Below are 15,517 nucleotides of genomic sequence, written 5' to 3'. Positions count from 1 at the left end.
GCGCCGCGCCCCGCGCATCAGCCTTCCGCGGCGCGGATGATCCCGGCGAAGTCCGAGGCTTTCAGCGAGGCGCCGCCCACCAGCCCGCCATCCACGTCGCGCAGCGCGAAGATCTCCGCCGCGTTGCCCGGCTTCACCGAGCCGCCGTAGAGGATGCGGATGCCTTCCGCGACATCCGTGCTGAAGCGGCTGGCCAGGGCGCCGCGGATGGCGGTGTGAACTTCCTCGATCTCGGCATTGGTGGGCGTGCGCCCGGTGCCGATGGCCCAGACCGGCTCGTAGGCCACCACCGTGGTGAGGGCGATCGCGCCGTCGGGAACTGATTCGATCACCTGCGTGGTGACGATGTCGAGCGTACGGCCCGCGTCCCGCTCGGCCTCGGTTTCCCCGACGCAGATGATGGCGGTGAGGCCCGCGGCCCAGGCGGCCTCCGTCTTGCGGGCCACCAGGGCCGAGCTTTCGCCATGGTCGGCACGCCGCTCCGAATGGCCGAGGATCACGTGGGTGGCCCCGCTGTCGGAGAGCATGGCCGCGGAGATGTCGCCGGTGTGCGCGCCCGAGGCGGCCACGTGGCAATCCTGCCCGCCGAGGCGGATGGAAGAGCCTGCCGCGGCCAGCGCGGACTGGGCGAGAAGCGTGGCAGGGGGGCAGATCAGCACGTCGCAGCCCGGATCGGGGAAGGCGTCACGCAGGGCCTCGATCTCGGCGAGCGCGGTCCTGAGCCCGTTCATCTTCCAGTTTCCGGCGGCGAGCTTGCGTCGGGTCATCCCTGTCCTCCTGAAATCGTTGACGCATCATGAGATAGCGCAGCGGGAGGGCGCCTTCCAGTCCGCAGGCGGAGGCGGGAGATGCGGGCGATCGCCGCGCCGGGGCTCAGGCCCCCGCGGCGGCGTCGAACTTCACGGATTCGCCGCAGCCGCAGGCTTCCGTGACATTGGGGTTGTTGAAGGCGAAGCCGCTTTCGAGCAGCGACACCTTGTAGTCGATCTCGGTGCCGAACAGGAACATCTGCGCCATGGGGGCGATGAGCACCCGTGCGCCGTCCTGCTCCACCACCACGTCCGCCGCCTCTGCGGCGTCGACGTATTCCATGGTGTATTCCATGCCCGCGCAGCCGCCCTTCTTCAGGCCGATGCGCAGGCCGTACTTGCCGCCCTGCATCAGCTTGCCGATCTGCTTCGCGGCAGCGTCCGTGATGGTGACGGGCGATTTTCCGGGGATGCCGAACATTGTGGCGCTCCTTCATGGCATGGTCCCGCCGCCCGGAGATCCGGACAGGGGCATCACTTCGAAAATAGGAGGAAGACGGCGCCGGCGCAAGGGCGCCCGCTCACATCGCGCGAGGGCGGCCGGAGGATGTCCGGCCCGGCCGCGGCGCGGGGGCCGCGCCCGGCGCTGTCTGCCTGCGAAGCCTGCCGCGCGCGGCGGGCAGGCTCACATGAAGCCCAGTTCCAGCCGTGCCTCGTCCGACAGCATTTCCATGCCCCAGGGCGGATCCCAGACCAGCTCCACGTCCACCGATTTCACCCCCGCGACGGGTTCCACCGCGTCCACCACCCAGCCCGGCATCTCGCCGGCCACCGGGCAGCCGGGCGCGGTCAGCGTCATGCGGATCGCGACATTGTTCTCCGGGTCGATCGCCACGGTGTACACCAGACCGAGGTCGTAGATGTTCACCGGGATCTCGGGGTCGTGCACGGTGCGGCACGCCTCGACCACTGCGTCGTAGAGCGGGTGGTCGGTGGTCGAGGGGCGAATGATCGGCGCGCCCTCCATCATCTCGTTTCCGTCCATGGCTCAGATCCTGCCTTTCATTTCCCGACCAATCATATAAGGAAACCGCGCCCCCGCGTCCAGAGAGGCCCCCGAGATGACCGCTTCATTCCGCTTCACGATGTCCGCGACCGACGGTGCGGCGCGCACCGGCACCGTCCACACCCCGCGCGGCGACATCCGCACCCCCGCCTTCATGCCGGTGGGCACGGCCGCCACGGTGAAGGCGATGATGCCCGAAAGCGTGCGCGCCACGGGGGCCGACATCCTGCTGGGCAACACCTATCACCTGATGCTGCGCCCCGGCGCGGAGCGCGTGGCGCGGCTGGGGGGCCTGCACCGCTTCATGAACTGGGAGCGCCCGATCCTCACGGATTCCGGCGGCTTCCAGGTGATGAGCCTCGCCGGCCTGCGCAAGCTCACCGAGGAGGGCGTGCGCTTCAAGAGCCACATCGACGGCTCCGTCCACCATCTCTCGCCGGAAAGCTCGATGGAGATCCAGCGGCTGCTGGGCTCCGACATCGTGATGTGCTTCGACGAATGTACCCCCCATCCGGCCACGGAGCCGGTGGCCGCCGAGAGCATGCGCCTGTCGATGCGCTGGGCGCTGCGCTCGCGCGAGGCCTTCGGCGACCGGCCGGGCCACGCGCTCTTCGGAATCCAGCAGGGATCCGTCTTTCGTGATCTGCGCGAGGAGAGCGCGGAAAAGCTGCGCGCCATCGGCTTCGAGGGCTATGCCATCGGCGGCCTGGCGGTGGGCGAGGGGCAGGAGGCGATGTTCGGCGTGCTGGACTATGCGCCCGGCATGCTGCCCGAGGACCGTCCGCGCTACCTGATGGGCGTGGGCAAGCCGGACGACATCGTGGGCGCCGTGCAGCGCGGGGTGGACATGTTCGACTGCGTTCTGCCCTCGCGCTCCGGGCGCACGGGGCAGGCGCTCACCCGTTTCGGCGCGGTTAATATCAAGAATGCGCGACATCTCGACGACCCGCGCCCGCTGGACCCGGAATGCTCCTGCCCCGCGTGCAGCCAGTATTCGCGCGCCTATCTCCACCACGTGTTCAAGGCGGGGGAGATCCTCTCCTCCATGCTGCTCACCTGGCATAACCTGCATTACTATCAGGAGCTTATGCAGGGGCTGCGCGATGCGATCTCCGCCGGAACGCTGGAGGATTTCGCCCGCGCCTTCCACGCGCGGCGCGCGGAAGGCGACGTGGAGCCGCTCTGAGCGCGCGCGCCGGCGAACTTCCCGGCCGCGTCGCTTCGCGCTTGCGGGCGCCGGCGTGGCAGCGCACACTTCCTTGAAAGATCAGTGACACACTGACTCGGGGCCGGCTTCACATCAGGCACCCGACAGCCGGTCCAAGCTTGAACCCGGCGGGGGGTCACCCCAAATGTGAAGCCCGAATTGGGGGTGTCATGCCGCTGGATGCGCCGGGGCAGGGCGCCTTGCAGAAAGGACAAGTACATGAGCAGTTCAGGCAGTGTTTCCTATCCGGTCCTTCCGCTGCGCGACATCGTCGTGTTTCCGCACATGGTGGTTCCGCTTTTCGTGGGACGCGAAAAATCCGTGCGGGCGCTGGAAGACGTGATGAAGGAAGACAAGCAGATCCTTCTGTCCAGTCAGAGGGATCCGTCCATCGATGAGCCTGCGGACTCGGATATCTACGAGGTCGGGGTCATCGCCAACGTTCTGCAGCTGCTGAAATTGCCCGACGGCACCGTGAAGGTGCTGGTCGAGGGCAAGTCGCGCGTGCACATCGACCGTTTCATCGAGAACGACTCCTATTTCGAGGCCGAGGCCACGCTGATCGAGGAGACCGCCAACGATCCGTCCACGATCGAGGCGCTCACCCGCACCATCGCCGCCGAGTTCGAGAAATACGCCAAGCTCAACAAGAACGTGCCGGACGAGACCGTGGCCTCCGTCGCCGATCTCACCGAGCCTGCCAAGCTGGCCGACACCATCGCCGGCCATCTGGGCGTGCGGCTCGACGAGAAGCAGGGGCTGCTGGAGGTCTTCGACGTCGGTGAGCGGCTGGAGCGGATCTACGGCCTGATGCAGGGCGAGATGTCGGTGCTGCAGGTCGAGAAGAAGATCAAGAGCCGCGTCAAGACGCAGATGGAGCGCACCCAGCGCGAGTACTATCTGAACGAGCAGATGAAGGCCATCCAGCGCGAGCTGGGCGATGGCGAGGACGGTCGTGACGATGCCTCCGAGTACGAGGAGAAGATCAACGCGACCAGGTTCACCAAGGAAGCCAAGGACAAGGCGCTGGCCGAGCTGAAGAAGCTGCGCCAGATGTCGCCGATGTCGGCCGAGGCGACCGTGGTGCGCAACTACCTCGACTGGATGCTGGCCATTCCCTGGGGCGTGAAGAGCCGGGTGAAGAAGGACCTCGCCCGCGCCGAGAAGATCCTCAACGACGACCACTACGGCCTGGAGAAGGTCAAGGAGCGGATCGTCGAGTATCTCGCCGTGCAGTCGCGCTCCGACAAGCTGCGCGGGCCGATCCTGTGCCTCGTCGGCCCTCCGGGCGTCGGCAAGACCTCGCTTGGCAAGTCGGTGGCGAAGGCCACGGGGCGCGAGTTCATCCGCATCTCGCTCGGCGGTGTCCGGGACGAGGCGGAGATCCGCGGCCACCGGCGGACCTACATCGGCTCCATGCCCGGCAAGATCGTGCAGTCGATGAAGAAGGCCAAGACCACGAACCCGCTCATCCTGCTCGACGAGATCGACAAGATGGGCCAGGACTTCCGCGGCGACCCCGCGAGCGCGATGCTCGAGGTGCTCGATCCGGAGCAGAACTCGACCTTCATGGACCACTACCTGGAGGTGGAGTACGACCTGTCGAACGTGCTCTTCTTCACCACCGCGAACAGCTACAACCTGCCGCGGCCGCTGCTGGACCGGATGGAGATCATCCCGCTCTCGGGCTACACCGAGGTCGAGAAGGTCGAGATCGCCAAGCGTCACCTGCTCTCCAAGCAGGAGAAGGCGCACGGGCTGAAGAAGGGCGAGTTCATCCTGCAGGATGACGCGCTGCTGGAGATCGTGCGCACCTACACCCGTGAGGCGGGCGTGCGGAACCTGGAGCGCGAGCTGGCCCGGCTGTGCCGCAAGGCGGTGACCGAGATCGTGAAAGGCGCGACCAAGGCGGTCGTCGTCACGCCCGAGAAGCTCGAGGAGATGCTCGGCGTGAAGCGGTTCCGCTACGGGCTGGCGGAGGACACCGACCAGGTCGGCGTCGTCACCGGCCTGGCCTGGACGGAAGTCGGTGGCGACCTGCTGCAGATCGAGGCGCTGAAACTGCCCGGCAAAGGCCGGATGAAGACCACCGGCAAGCTTGGCGACGTGATGAAGGAGAGCATCGACGCGGCCTCCTCCTACGTCCGCTCCAAGGCGATCTCGCTGGGCGTGAAGCCGACCGAGTTCGAGAAGATGGACATCCATGTCCATGTTCCGGAAGGGGCGACCCCGAAGGACGGCCCCTCCGCGGGCGTGGGCATGGTGACCTCGATCGTCTCGGTGCTCACCGACATCCCGGTCCGCAAGGACGTGGCGATGACCGGTGAGGTGACCCTACGCGGCAACGTGCTGGCGATCGGCGGGCTGAAGGAGAAGCTCCTCGCTGCCCTGCGTGGCGGCATCAAGACGGTGCTGATCCCGAAGGAGAACGTGAAGGACCTGCGCGACATCCCGGATTCGGTGAAATCGGGCATGGAGATCATCCCGGTCGAATCCGTCCGCGAGGTGCTGAAGGTGGCGCTCATCCGCCAGCCGGAACCCATCGAGTGGAGCCCGGAGGCGGATATTCCGCCGCAGGCGAAGCCGGCCGAGACGGACCTCACCGCGCACTGAGCGGTGACATCGCGACCTTGGGGTGCCCCGGCACCCCCGACGTGGCGGGCAGGAAACTGCCCGCCATTTTCATGCGCGGCGCGGCCCGGAAACTGTTGCAATGCGCCGGATCTCAGGCAAGCTCGCCCCATGCGTGAGGCGCCGCATCGAGCGCACGCAGGGGGAAGAAACATGAAGAAGATGGAACTGATCGAGCAGGTCGTGGAAGCGACCGGCAAGCCCAAGCGCCAGGTGCGTGAAATCGCCGACGCGCTGCTCACCGCCATCCACGGGCAGTTGCAAGCCGGGGAAGTTGTTGTTATTCCCCCTCTCGGCCGGATCGTGGTGCGCAAGATCGGTGAGGGTGAGGAGCAGAGGACGGCCTACAAGCTGGTGCTCGCTACGAAGTCCGAAGCCGAGCCTGCAAGCAGTTGATCCCGCCGCGCGGGCGGTTAGCTCAGTTGGTAGAGCGCCTCGTTTACACCGAGGATGTCGGGAGTTCGAGCCTCTCACCGCCCACCATGTTTTTCAGAGGCTTGGCCAGAAACTCTCGTCATAATACGAAGTGACCTCTGGCTCACTCAACTTTGCGGGAGCCTCCGAACTCCAAGGCCTCCGCCACTTCCGACCAACACTGAGGCGAGAATCGCGTGCAAGCGCTCGATGTGATGGGCGTGTTCAAGTGGCTGAGCTATCGCGAGATCTCGTCCATCGGCACGCCGGCTTCGGCCATGCGCACCGCGGCGGTGTGCCGGAGGACGTGCAGCGAGACATCCTTCAGGCCGGCTCTCGCGACTGCGTTGGAGGAGCGCTTGCGGATGGACCGCACGGGCCCTCCGCCCCCGCTCGATCACGCGGTCGGACAAGCCACCCTGGCGCGCGGAGAGCAGCGCTGCCCGTAGCGCCATGTTGATTGGCACGATCGGCCCCTTGCGCGGCCCGGCCCCATCGCGGCGCAGGCTCACCTGCTCACGCTCCAGATCCACCCTCGACCATGTGGGTTCCAGAACGGCCGACACGCGGACTGCGGTGGTCTGCATGAGCAGGATGGCAAGCCTGAAGTCGAGTTCCATCTCCACGCCCAGCAGCCGGTCGATCTCCGAGCGCATCTCTTCCCAGCGGGGCATGGTGGTGGTGTCGTTCATGCTGCCACCTTGCGCGGTGCCGCGGAGCGCACGGCGGCCATGCACCAGCGGCGCAGGCCGCCGTGCGCGAACTGGTGATCGACCGGCTGATCGGATCGGGCTTCCAGCGACCCGCCGGCACCACGGTGGAGGCGCACCGGGCGGAGCTGGAGCGCATCGCGGCCAAGCTCGCCTATCTCGACCGGGCCGACCTCGCCACGCTGGCCGAGGGGCTGATGACGATGGGCGAGGGCAAGGCGGGGGATCGCTGGCCGCGCGAGGTGCGGGTGGTGAAGTTCGCGCGCACGATCAGCGCGCCGCCGCCGGGCTTCGACCGCAAGGTGACCAGCTTCATGGCCTGTGCCGTGGGCCGGCGCGCGCAGGCGGAAGGCTGGGCCGGCCCTCTGCTCTCGGCGCTGGTGAAGCCGGGTCCGCCGCCCACGTCCGAGTACGCCCTGGCGCAGCTGCGCGAGCAGGCGGCGGAGGAGCGTCGCCGGCTGGTGATCATCGAGGAACGGCTGGCGGCAGGGCAGGCGCTCTCCGAGGACGATGCCCGGTTCCGGGGCTTCTGGGACCGGCGCGAGAAGATGGCCGCGCAGCTGGTGCGCGGCGAAGACATGTCGGGAGAGCAGTGATGGGTGTGGGTCGGAAGCAGAAGGTGGCGACGACGCTGCCGCATGTGAATCTCGGTGGCGCGGATTGGGGTGCCGGGGCCAGCGTGACGCGCTCGGTCGCCGTGGCGCGGGGCGAGGTCTGCCGGGTGAAGGTGGTGCGGGATGCGCGGACGGGCGCGCCCCGGATCGTGCCCCGGGACACCGAGCAGCGCGAGGTCGGCGCCCGGGCGCGGCTGCGGATGATCACCGAGCAGTACCGGAACATGCGAACGGGCGCCGCCGCCGCGTGCCGCACGCGATCGAAGACATGCGCGTGCGGGGCATCCTCGACCAGCAGCAGCGCGCAGCGGGCCTTGCCCCGGCCGATGCCTGGGAGGGCCGCCAGCGCCCGCCCACGGTCGATCTCTCGCAGCCACGGGTGGACAGCTCCCCCCGGCCCGACGACCGGATGATGATCCTTCTGGAGGCGCAGGACCGCTACGCGCGGCTCGCCCGGCAGGCCCCGGACGATGCCAGAGCCGTCGTGGAGCACGTGTGCTGCGAGGGGCGGTACCTCCCGGATGGCCTCGCGCGAAGTCGCCGGCAGGCAGGGAACATGGTCGAGGATCTGCGCCAGGTCTTCGCCGTCGCGGCCGATGCTCTCTGGGCGCTCGCCTCAATTCCGTCGTAATTGTGGCGCAGCTTCCTCCTGCGCACGGGCGATTTGCGCTGAACCGAAAGATGCGCAATTGTCCGTTGCAGGGGAAACGTTCCAATTTTAACGAAGGAATTGCGTCATGGTGCATACGAGTGCGAGTGTAGAATTCGACGATATCTGGGATAATGCGACTGGTCTGCCGCAGGTGCCGGGAGAGCGCTTCGGGCGATATGAAATCGCTCTGGCCATGGAGGAACTGCCCGACGAATTCCTGTCCGGTCCGGCGACGCTCACGCTGAATTTCTCGGACAATCTCGGCCAGGGGTATGACGAGCTGTCCACCGAGCTGATCATCGAGGGCCGGTCCTTCGGTGATATCGTTTTTGAATCGCTCCAGACCGAAAACAGGCTTGCCACCATCGAGCTTCCGCGTGCCGAGATCGCTCGGCTCCTGGCGGACGACACCCTGACCTTTGCGCTCCGCACGCGCGATGGCTGGCTTCACAACGCGCCGATCGACCTCACTGCCACCCTCACGCACACCGGCGTTCTCGCGCTCGACGATGCGTTCTCCTTCCCCGGCACGGGTACGCAGAGCGGCAACCTGCTGGCGGACAACGGCTCCGGCGCCGACGAGTTCAACCCCCAGCAGGGCCGGCCTGTGGTGACCCATGTCAACGGCATGCCCGTGGGCAACGGCATCACCATCGCACTGCCCGGCAGCGGCACCCTCACGGTCGAGCCCTCGGGGCGTTTCGTCTACCGGCCGGATCTGCTCGACGAGAGCCTGCCGGCCTCGCAGCAGGCCCTGGCCCGCTTCACCTACACCATCGCCAACGGTGATGGCTCCATTGATGGCGAGGTGGTAGTGCGCACCCAGGGGCTCGACGATGACGACACCTTCTGCGGCGAGCGCGATGGTACGCTGATCTATGGCGGCGCGGGCGACGACACGTTCTATGGCAATTCGCTGAGCTATCGCGAGCAGGTCGCCGAGACCGTCTATGGCGGCTCCGGCAACGACACGCTGTTCGGCAATGGCGGCGGTGATCATCTCTACGGCGGCGAGGGCGACGACACGCTCTACGCCGGCTATACCTATGACGGCTCCAACGGCTGGCTGTTTGGCGGCGCGGGCAACGACACGCTGGAGGGTGAAGACGCCACTCTCTACGGCAACGATGGCAACGACTTGCTGATCGGCAGCGGCAGGCTCTACGGCGGCAACGGCGATGATGAGCTGCAGTTCACCCGAACGCAGCTGCTGCTGGCCTATGGCGGCGATGGAAATGACCGTATCTCGGGGGAGTACGGCCTCTGGGGCACGGTGTCCGGCGGCGCGGGATATGACGTGATCGTCATCATGGGCCACGCGGTCTCGGGGGATGACCACAGCCTCGGCACCATCTTCGGCGGAGACGGCGCCGACATCATCCGCAGCGAGGACGCCATGCTGATGCGCGGCGGCGCCGATGACGACGTGATCACGGATGTCTCGACCTTCGACGGCGTGCGTCTTCTTGGCGACGAGGGCAACGACACGCTGCGCATGGGCGCGGGCGCGGGCTTTGCCTATGGCGGCCTCGGCGATGACCGGATCTTCGGCGGCACGGGCAACAGCCGGCTGTTCGGCGACGAGGGCGACGACGCCATCCAGGGCGGCGCCGGCGACGAACAGATCTACGGCGGTGATGGCGCGGACCATCTCATCGACATGCAGGGCACTGCCCGGCTCTACGGCGGCGCGGGCGACGACATCCTTCAGTCCGGCAATGACGGCAGCTCGCTGTTCGGCGGCATCGGCCACGACCGGTTGATGTCGGGCTCGGGCGACGACCTCGTCGAAGGCGGTGAGGGCAATGACCGCATCCACGACATCGGCGGCCTTGACCAGATCTACGGCGGTGCCGGCAACGACCTCATCAACGCCGCCGGCATCGGCGGAGACATGATCGACGCCGGCGACGGCAACGACCGCGTCTACGGCGGTTCGGACGATGACACGATTGATGGCGGTGCGGGCGACGACATGCTCTTCGGCAATGCCGGGCTCGACACGGTCAGCGGTGGGGAGGGGGCCGACATGCTCGACGGCGGCATCGGCTCCGACCTGCTCTATGGCGGCGAGGGCGACGACCGGCTCGACGGCGGCTCCGACCATGACACGCTGCACGGCGAGGCGGGCGACGACCTGCTGCTGGGCGAGGGGGGCGAGGACGCGCTCTTCGGCGGTGATGGCGCCGACCGCCTGCACGGCGGCAGCGACGACGACCACCTTTACGGCGGCGCGGGCGATGACCTCCTCTCCGGCGGCTCTGGCATCGACACCCTCGAGGGCGGGGCAGGTGCCGACATCTTCGCCTTCGCCCGGCTCGACGGTGTGGCGCGGGTGACCGACTTCGAGCTGGGCGTCGACATCGTGCGCATCTCCGGCTTCGGTGCCGCGATGGACAGCTACGCCGAGCTCACCACCATCGCCACCCAGTCGGGCGATGACGCGGTGTTCGACTTAGCTACCGGCGAGCAGCTCACGCTGGAGAACACCAGCCTGGGCGACCTCGGGGCGGGGAACTTCGTGTTCGTCTGAAACGGAAGCGGGAGGAGGGGCAGTCCCCTTATCCTCTCTTGACACCTGAACACGCAATCGGCCCCTGAATGCACAGTAGAGAAGCCCCGCCCGGGAACCCGGTGCGGGGCTTTCCATTTCCCACACATCGAGGGCGCCATGTTCCGTATCGAGGCGGACTTCCGCCGGTTCGAGCGCGGTCTGAGTGACGTGGCGCAGAAGCAGTTGCCCTTCGCTCTGTCGGTCGCGCTCAACGAGACCGCGAAGGATGTCCTCGACGCGATCCGCGACCAGACCCGCCTGGCCTTCGACCGACCGACGCCCTTCACGCTGAACGCCTTCTATCTCTCGCGCGCGACCAAGCGGAAGCCGGAGGCGAGTGTCCAGCGGAAGACTGCGCAGTCGAAGCGGCACTTCCTGGAAGTGCAGGAGGAAGGCGGGCGCCGTGGGCAGACCGGTATCGAGGGCTTGCTCGAAGCTAGGGCCGGGCTCACCGGACGCCACCGTTTTATCGTTCCGGCATCGGGCGCCAAGCTCAACAGCTATGGCAACCCGGGCCGGGGGCAGATCAACCGCATCCTGAGCCAGCTCCACGCGCAGCGAGACACCACGGCGAACGAAACCGGCAGGTCGCGGCGGCGCAGCCGGCACACGGACCGTTACTTCGTGATCACCGGCGACGACTTCGACAGCAAGCTCGCTCCGGGCATCTGGCTCAGGAGGGGCGGACGGGTCGAGCCCGTGTTCCTGTTCGCCAGGCGGCCGCCGAGGTACGCGCCGAAGCTCGACTTCTACGCGACCTCGAACGCCGTCACCGAGGCGCGGTTCGAGCGGCATCTCGCCGAGGCCATGGCCAAGGCAATCGCGACCGCGCGCTGACCGGGCACGGGTCCTTCCGGGGGTTCGGGCGCCGGTGGGTAATTCGCACCCCGGTGCTTTGCCAGCAAGGCAGGTTGAGGAGGAGTGTTGACGGTGTTGACCGGTGAGGTTGTCATGTTGACGGTGAGCGAGACGGCAGAGCGCCGGGGCGTGTCCCGGCAGGCAATCAGCCGGCAGATCGCGCACCTCGCCAAGCGGCACCCGGAGTTCGCGGGCGAGCTGCAACGCGACATGCGCGGCTTCGTCACCCGCATTCCCATCGCACGCTTCGAGCTGCTGGTGGGTGAGTTCGGCGACTGGGCCCGCAGCCCGTCTGTCGGGCGCGAGGCGGACCAGCGCGCCGACCGATCCTCGACCAGTCTCGACGAGGCGAAGCGCCTGGGCGCGTGGATCTCGGCCGAGCGCGAGAGCCTGCGCCTGCGCGAGCTGAAGGGCGAGCTGATCCGCCGCGACCGGATGGAGGCGGGGCTGGCGGAGTCGGGCGCGCTCATCGCGCAGGTGATCGACCGGCCGCCGAACCACGCCGAGGACCTCGCCATCGCCGCGGAGGGCGGGCCGCACGCGCTGCGCAAGATCGCGCGGGGCATGCGCCAGCAGGCGGCCGATGCGCTGGAGGCCGTCGCCGATGTGGCCCCGGGCGGCCACGATCATGGATCATCCGCCACGCGGCAGCGAGGGAGAGAAAGACGGCGTAGCCGATCTCGACCTCTCACCCGGAGGGGGTGATCCACCTCGGGGTGGGCGAGAAGATTCCGACCGCGAACCCGGGCCGACCGGATCCGGCCGTCGATCCATTCGTGATGTCGATCCTGCGCCAGATTGGCGCTGCGCTGGATCTGCGTGCGAACTGCTGGTGAGGCACTTCACGGCGAGCTACTCGGCCGGCTGCGCCGCGCTGGAGCTGGCGCACATGGCCTCCCGTTCTCCCAATGACACTGACAAGCTTCCGAAAAGTTGAGGGCATAGCCGCGCTGATCCGAAGTGTAGGCGCTGCCACGTGTTGTTCGAGTGAGCGCGATAGCGACGCGCAGGTTGAGGTTCAGGCCTCCCTCACACCGTGCTCGCTGAAGACATTCAATTCTTCGCACAACGCGTCGAAGCGGGCGGCTGGGCCCTGTACTACCTTCACGGCTCGACGGGCAATGATGGCAGAGGCCCCTTCGGCATCTAAAGCCGGAAGATGTTGACCCATGGCGACATCAATATTCGCCAAGTACGCAATTTTCTCTCGTTCAAGGCGAGCCTCGGCATCGTTTGCGGCGCGCGAGCGCGACGATCACTATCTTCGGAACGCCTCGATACCATTTGGATAGCAGCACCTTTGGAAACGTCCATTGCATGATCTTCCCAAAGTCTCTTCCAGGGTGAAGCAGTGCATCGCGCCGCCGGTTGATGCCACTGCGGGGACACCCACGAGAAGTGGAGGATTTCGAACGGCAGCTGCGGCTGTTGGCGAACGACGGTGATGAGCTGACCACCGTGGCGGATGGTCCACGATTCAGTGTCGCCGACGTGATGTGATGGTGTGCGTTGGCGAGTGAAGGGCATTTCACGATGTGCGCCCTGGTTCGCCGAACCTGCGCGCACCAGAATTGATGGGGCATATGGAGAACATGACCCAGCCAAGAGCTGTACGCTTGACGGGAAGTCGATGGCTTGGGCGGCGGATGCTCTCTTTGCACCGAGGATGTCGGGAGTTCGAGCCTCTGACCGCCCACCATGATTTCCAGAGGCTTGGCTGGCATGTGTCAGCAGGATCCGCGAAGGCTTCCCGGTTTCTGAACCTTGCGGGGCCGGGATCCCGCGCGCTGCGGGTCCACTCCATGCCGAAGCAGCTCCGGCATGCCGCGGAGCGCGCCGCGATGGTCAGCGTCAGCGGGATGCAGTGCGGAGGTCGGGCGCCGTCGCGGCGCCCGACACTCGGCCTGGTCGGCGACCGAACGGTCATGCGGCCGTGGTTGGTCGCCACGCCTGCTGTCGCGGGCTGCGGATCCCGGCGCGTGCGCTCTTTCCTGAAGGCCGTCCGTGCCGGCGGTGGGGGCGCCCCTGGCCGGGGCCCGCTCCCGTCATGTGCACGGGCGGGGGCATGCGTCCGCTTCGGGCGATGGTCGCATGCGTCTTCCCTGCAGAATGCCCGCGCAGGTGTGGACGGGGCGGCGCTTCGGAGGGCAAGCCTCCGGCAGGCAGAACGCAATGCGGCCGGAGCTGCCCCGCATGCGCGGCGGCCCCGGCCGGTTGTGGTGTGCGGGGAGGAGCTGCCCCCTCCCGGTTGCGTCAGGACGCTTTCGGATCCTTGGCGGGCGCCTTCGTGCCGGCGTCCGGGGCCGGGGTTGCCGCGGCGGGTTTCGTCGGCTTGGCAGGCGTGGCGGCCTCGGTGGCCTTGTCAGACAGGTCCTTGAAGGACATTGCAGTATCTCCTTGTTGGCCGCGACGGAGTGCGGTCCGGGTGAGGGGGGGGGCGCCGGGAGAGGCGCGTCAGCGGATTTCGTCGGTCCAGACCCGGAAGTCGGTCAGCGTGTTCGGCCCGAAGGTCTGGGTCAGCGGCACATCGGCCGCGTCCCTGCCGCGCGCGATGAGGATCCGGCCGATCCGCGGCGCGTTGTTGCGCGGATCGAACACCCACCACTGGCCATCGAGATAGACCTCCATCCAGGCGGCGAAATCCCCCGCCGCGTGCGGCTCCGGCTCGCCGATGTCGCTGAGGTAGCCGGTGCAGTAGCGTGCCGGCAGGTTCATGCAGCGGCAGAAGGTGATCGCGAGATGCGTGAAGTCGCGGCAGACGCCGCGCCGTTCCGCCAGTGTCTGCGAGGCGGTGCGCGTGGCCAGGGCGTTCTCGTAGCCGAAGACCACGTGCCGGTGCACGAAATCGCAGATCGCCTGCACGCGCGCCCAGCCGGGCGGCGTGTTCTCGAACAGCCGCCAGGCCTCCTCGGACAGCAGGTCCGTGTCGCAATAGCGGCTGCCCAGCAGGTAGGTCAGCGTTTCGGACGGCAGGTCCTGAACCGCGTGCTGGCGGCTTCCCGTGGCCACGACATCGCGTTCGCCGCTGTCGCGGAAAATGCTGTCCACCGAGAGGGTGAAATCGCCCGCCGGGGCCAGCAGGCGCGTGCACCAGTTGCCGAAGCCGTCGCGGTAGCTGTCCAGCGGAACGGCGGGCGCGGAGATCAGGTAGTCCGGCCGCTCAAGATCGCCGACGCGGGAACTGTGCACGTTGAGCAGCGCGATGATCGGTGTCGGCTGCGGAAGGCTGTAGCGGAAGCGGCATCCCAAACTGATCCGCATTCATGACGCATCGAGTTCGAGAACCGAGACACAGGCCTGGGCCAGATCGCGGTTCGGCTTTTCGGAACCCGGCACGGTCGCCCAGCCGGTCTCCATCACCGCGTCGCGCCGCTTGTAGGTGGAGGCGCTCTTGATCGCCGCCAGCTTCTCGACACGGTCGATGTCGGTTCGCGAATTGTCCAGGCACACGGGCACGAGGGCCGCGATCACGTCGTCATGGGCCATTTCGGTCGCCATCTTGTTCGCGCCGCCGCCGGTCACCCAGCCGCCCCAGGAAAATCCGACCACGCCGACAACGATCGCGCCGACAACGGCACCGTAGATGCCGGGTTTCAGCCATACGGGGATGTTCATTTCTGGTTCTCCTGCGGGGATAGCGCCCCGTCGCGTGCATCTCTCGATGCGGTGTCATCGGCCAGGGCGGCGGCCAGATCCGCTTCGCGTATCTGGCGCATCTCGGTGCGGCCGCCCCGGCGATGAACGGTCATGAAGGTCGCCGTCCTGCGATGAGCCTCGAAGCTGAGGCCCTGCATCTGTTCTTCCTCGATGAGGATCTCGTACGCCCCGGCGGGGAACTGGTCCGCGTAGCCGGGCAGGGTGAAGGGCCGGGAAAACGTCACCATCCGGCGGGATGAGCGCATGTTCATGTGAGACTTCCCCCCGGATGTCGAAAGCCGCCCCCTGCGGCCAGGCCGGGAGATGCCGGAGGATCGCCGCGGCACCACCCGTTCTTCGCAACAGCATAGGCCGGGCGCCCCGTCCGCGTACTGATCGAGGTTAGTGTCCGGCCGGGGGCAGGCC

The 15,517-nt window shown here is 67.4% G+C and carries 17 protein-coding genes and 1 tRNA gene; 9 read left to right on the top strand and 9 right to left on the bottom strand.

Annotated features, from left to right (window positions below; genetic code table 11):
• Positions 1 to 17: 17 nt before the first annotated feature.
• The 3 genes from tpiA to FDP22_RS16665 form a co-directional block, all read right to left on the bottom strand.
• A complete protein-coding gene (gene tpiA / locus FDP22_RS16675) occupies positions 18 to 767 on the bottom strand; it encodes a triose-phosphate isomerase (protein WP_138579078.1) in 750 nt (249 codons plus the stop codon).
• A 106-nt stretch (positions 768 to 873) separates the two neighbouring features.
• Positions 874 to 1,230: a HesB/IscA family protein gene (locus FDP22_RS16670; RefSeq protein ID WP_138579076.1), complete on the bottom strand. Its 357-nt coding sequence runs from the start codon at positions 1,228 to 1,230 to the stop codon at positions 874 to 876.
• 204 nt (positions 1,231 to 1,434) lie between these two features.
• On the bottom strand, positions 1,435 to 1,794 hold the full coding sequence (locus tag FDP22_RS16665; protein WP_138579074.1) for an SUF system Fe-S cluster assembly protein: 360 nt from the start codon (positions 1,792 to 1,794) through the stop codon (positions 1,435 to 1,437).
• Positions 1,795 to 1,870: 76 nt separating this feature from the next.
• Between FDP22_RS16665 and tgt the strand changes: the two genes are divergently transcribed.
• The 4 genes from tgt (at position 1,871) to FDP22_RS16645 (ending at position 6,136) form a co-directional block, all read left to right on the top strand.
• On the top strand, positions 1,871 to 3,001 hold the full coding sequence (gene tgt / locus FDP22_RS16660) for a tRNA guanosine(34) transglycosylase Tgt (protein ID WP_138579072.1): 1,131 nt from the start codon (positions 1,871 to 1,873) through the stop codon (positions 2,999 to 3,001).
• Positions 3,002 to 3,241: 240 nt separating this feature from the next.
• Positions 3,242 to 5,635 (top strand): endopeptidase La, encoded by a 2,394-nt coding sequence (gene lon, locus FDP22_RS16655; RefSeq protein ID WP_138579070.1) that lies wholly within the window; start codon positions 3,242 to 3,244, stop codon positions 5,633 to 5,635.
• Positions 5,636 to 5,806: 171 nt separating this feature from the next.
• Positions 5,807 to 6,049, top strand: coding sequence for an HU family DNA-binding protein (locus FDP22_RS16650; RefSeq protein ID WP_170317737.1), 243 nt, complete (start codon positions 5,807 to 5,809; stop codon positions 6,047 to 6,049).
• An 11-nt stretch (positions 6,050 to 6,060) separates the two neighbouring features.
• Positions 6,061 to 6,136, top strand: a tRNA-Val gene (locus FDP22_RS16645).
• A 59-nt stretch (positions 6,137 to 6,195) separates the two neighbouring features.
• Here FDP22_RS16645 and FDP22_RS25380 read toward each other — a convergent pair.
• Positions 6,196 to 6,759 carry a site-specific integrase gene (locus tag FDP22_RS25380; RefSeq protein WP_430225498.1) on the bottom strand — a complete coding sequence of 188 codons (564 nt, stop codon included), beginning with the start codon at positions 6,757 to 6,759 and terminating at the stop codon, positions 6,196 to 6,198.
• A 62-nt stretch (positions 6,760 to 6,821) separates the two neighbouring features.
• On the opposite strand from FDP22_RS25380, the gene FDP22_RS16635 reads away from it, so the two are divergent.
• From FDP22_RS16635 to FDP22_RS16615, 5 genes are all read left to right on the top strand, one after another.
• On the top strand, positions 6,822 to 7,373 hold the full coding sequence (locus FDP22_RS16635; protein WP_143972269.1) for a hypothetical protein: 552 nt from the start codon (positions 6,822 to 6,824) through the stop codon (positions 7,371 to 7,373).
• A 265-nt stretch (positions 7,374 to 7,638) separates the two neighbouring features.
• Positions 7,639 to 8,022, top strand: coding sequence for a hypothetical protein (locus FDP22_RS16630; RefSeq protein WP_138575415.1), 384 nt, complete (start codon positions 7,639 to 7,641; stop codon positions 8,020 to 8,022).
• Positions 8,023 to 8,128: 106 nt separating this feature from the next.
• Complete coding sequence (locus FDP22_RS25200; protein ID WP_138575413.1) at positions 8,129 to 10,576, top strand: calcium-binding protein; 2,448 nt, start codon at positions 8,129 to 8,131, stop codon at positions 10,574 to 10,576.
• Between the two features lie 138 nt (positions 10,577 to 10,714).
• Positions 10,715 to 11,434, top strand: a complete 720-nt coding sequence (locus FDP22_RS16620; protein WP_138575411.1) for a hypothetical protein — start codon at positions 10,715 to 10,717, stop codon at positions 11,432 to 11,434.
• Between the two features lie 96 nt (positions 11,435 to 11,530).
• Positions 11,531 to 12,160 (top strand): hypothetical protein, encoded by a 630-nt coding sequence (locus FDP22_RS16615; protein ID WP_138575409.1) that lies wholly within the window; start codon positions 11,531 to 11,533, stop codon positions 12,158 to 12,160.
• A gap of 313 nt (positions 12,161 to 12,473) precedes the next feature.
• Here the strand turns inward: FDP22_RS16615 and FDP22_RS24575 are convergent, their stop codons facing one another.
• The 5 genes from FDP22_RS24575 to FDP22_RS16595 all read right to left on the bottom strand — a co-directional run bounded on the left by FDP22_RS24575 (position 12,474) and on the right by FDP22_RS16595 (position 15,363).
• Positions 12,474 to 12,647: a hypothetical protein gene (locus FDP22_RS24575; protein WP_170317736.1), complete on the bottom strand. Its 174-nt coding sequence runs from the start codon at positions 12,645 to 12,647 to the stop codon at positions 12,474 to 12,476.
• 1,061 nt (positions 12,648 to 13,708) lie between these two features.
• Entirely contained in the window at positions 13,709 to 13,840 is a 132-nt protein-coding gene (locus tag FDP22_RS25195) for a hypothetical protein (RefSeq protein ID WP_277884139.1), read from the bottom strand.
• A 69-nt stretch (positions 13,841 to 13,909) separates the two neighbouring features.
• Positions 13,910 to 14,716 (bottom strand): transglutaminase-like domain-containing protein, encoded by an 807-nt coding sequence (locus tag FDP22_RS16605; protein WP_138575407.1) that lies wholly within the window; start codon positions 14,714 to 14,716, stop codon positions 13,910 to 13,912.
• Positions 14,717 to 15,070, bottom strand: a complete 354-nt coding sequence (locus FDP22_RS16600) for a hypothetical protein (RefSeq protein WP_138575405.1) — start codon at positions 15,068 to 15,070, stop codon at positions 14,717 to 14,719.
• Positions 15,067 to 15,363, bottom strand: coding sequence for a hypothetical protein (locus FDP22_RS16595; protein WP_138575403.1), 297 nt, complete (start codon positions 15,361 to 15,363; stop codon positions 15,067 to 15,069). The genes FDP22_RS16600 and FDP22_RS16595 overlap by 4 nt, the downstream gene beginning before the upstream one ends.
• Positions 15,364 to 15,517 lie beyond the last annotated feature (154 nt).

It is taken from the genome of Paroceanicella profunda (genome assembly GCF_005887635.2).
GTDB classification, from domain to species: domain Bacteria; phylum Pseudomonadota; class Alphaproteobacteria; order Rhodobacterales; family Rhodobacteraceae; genus Paroceanicella; species Paroceanicella profunda.
Note: the sequence above shows the minus strand (reverse complement) of the source record. Positions and strands in the feature narration are given on the sequence as shown.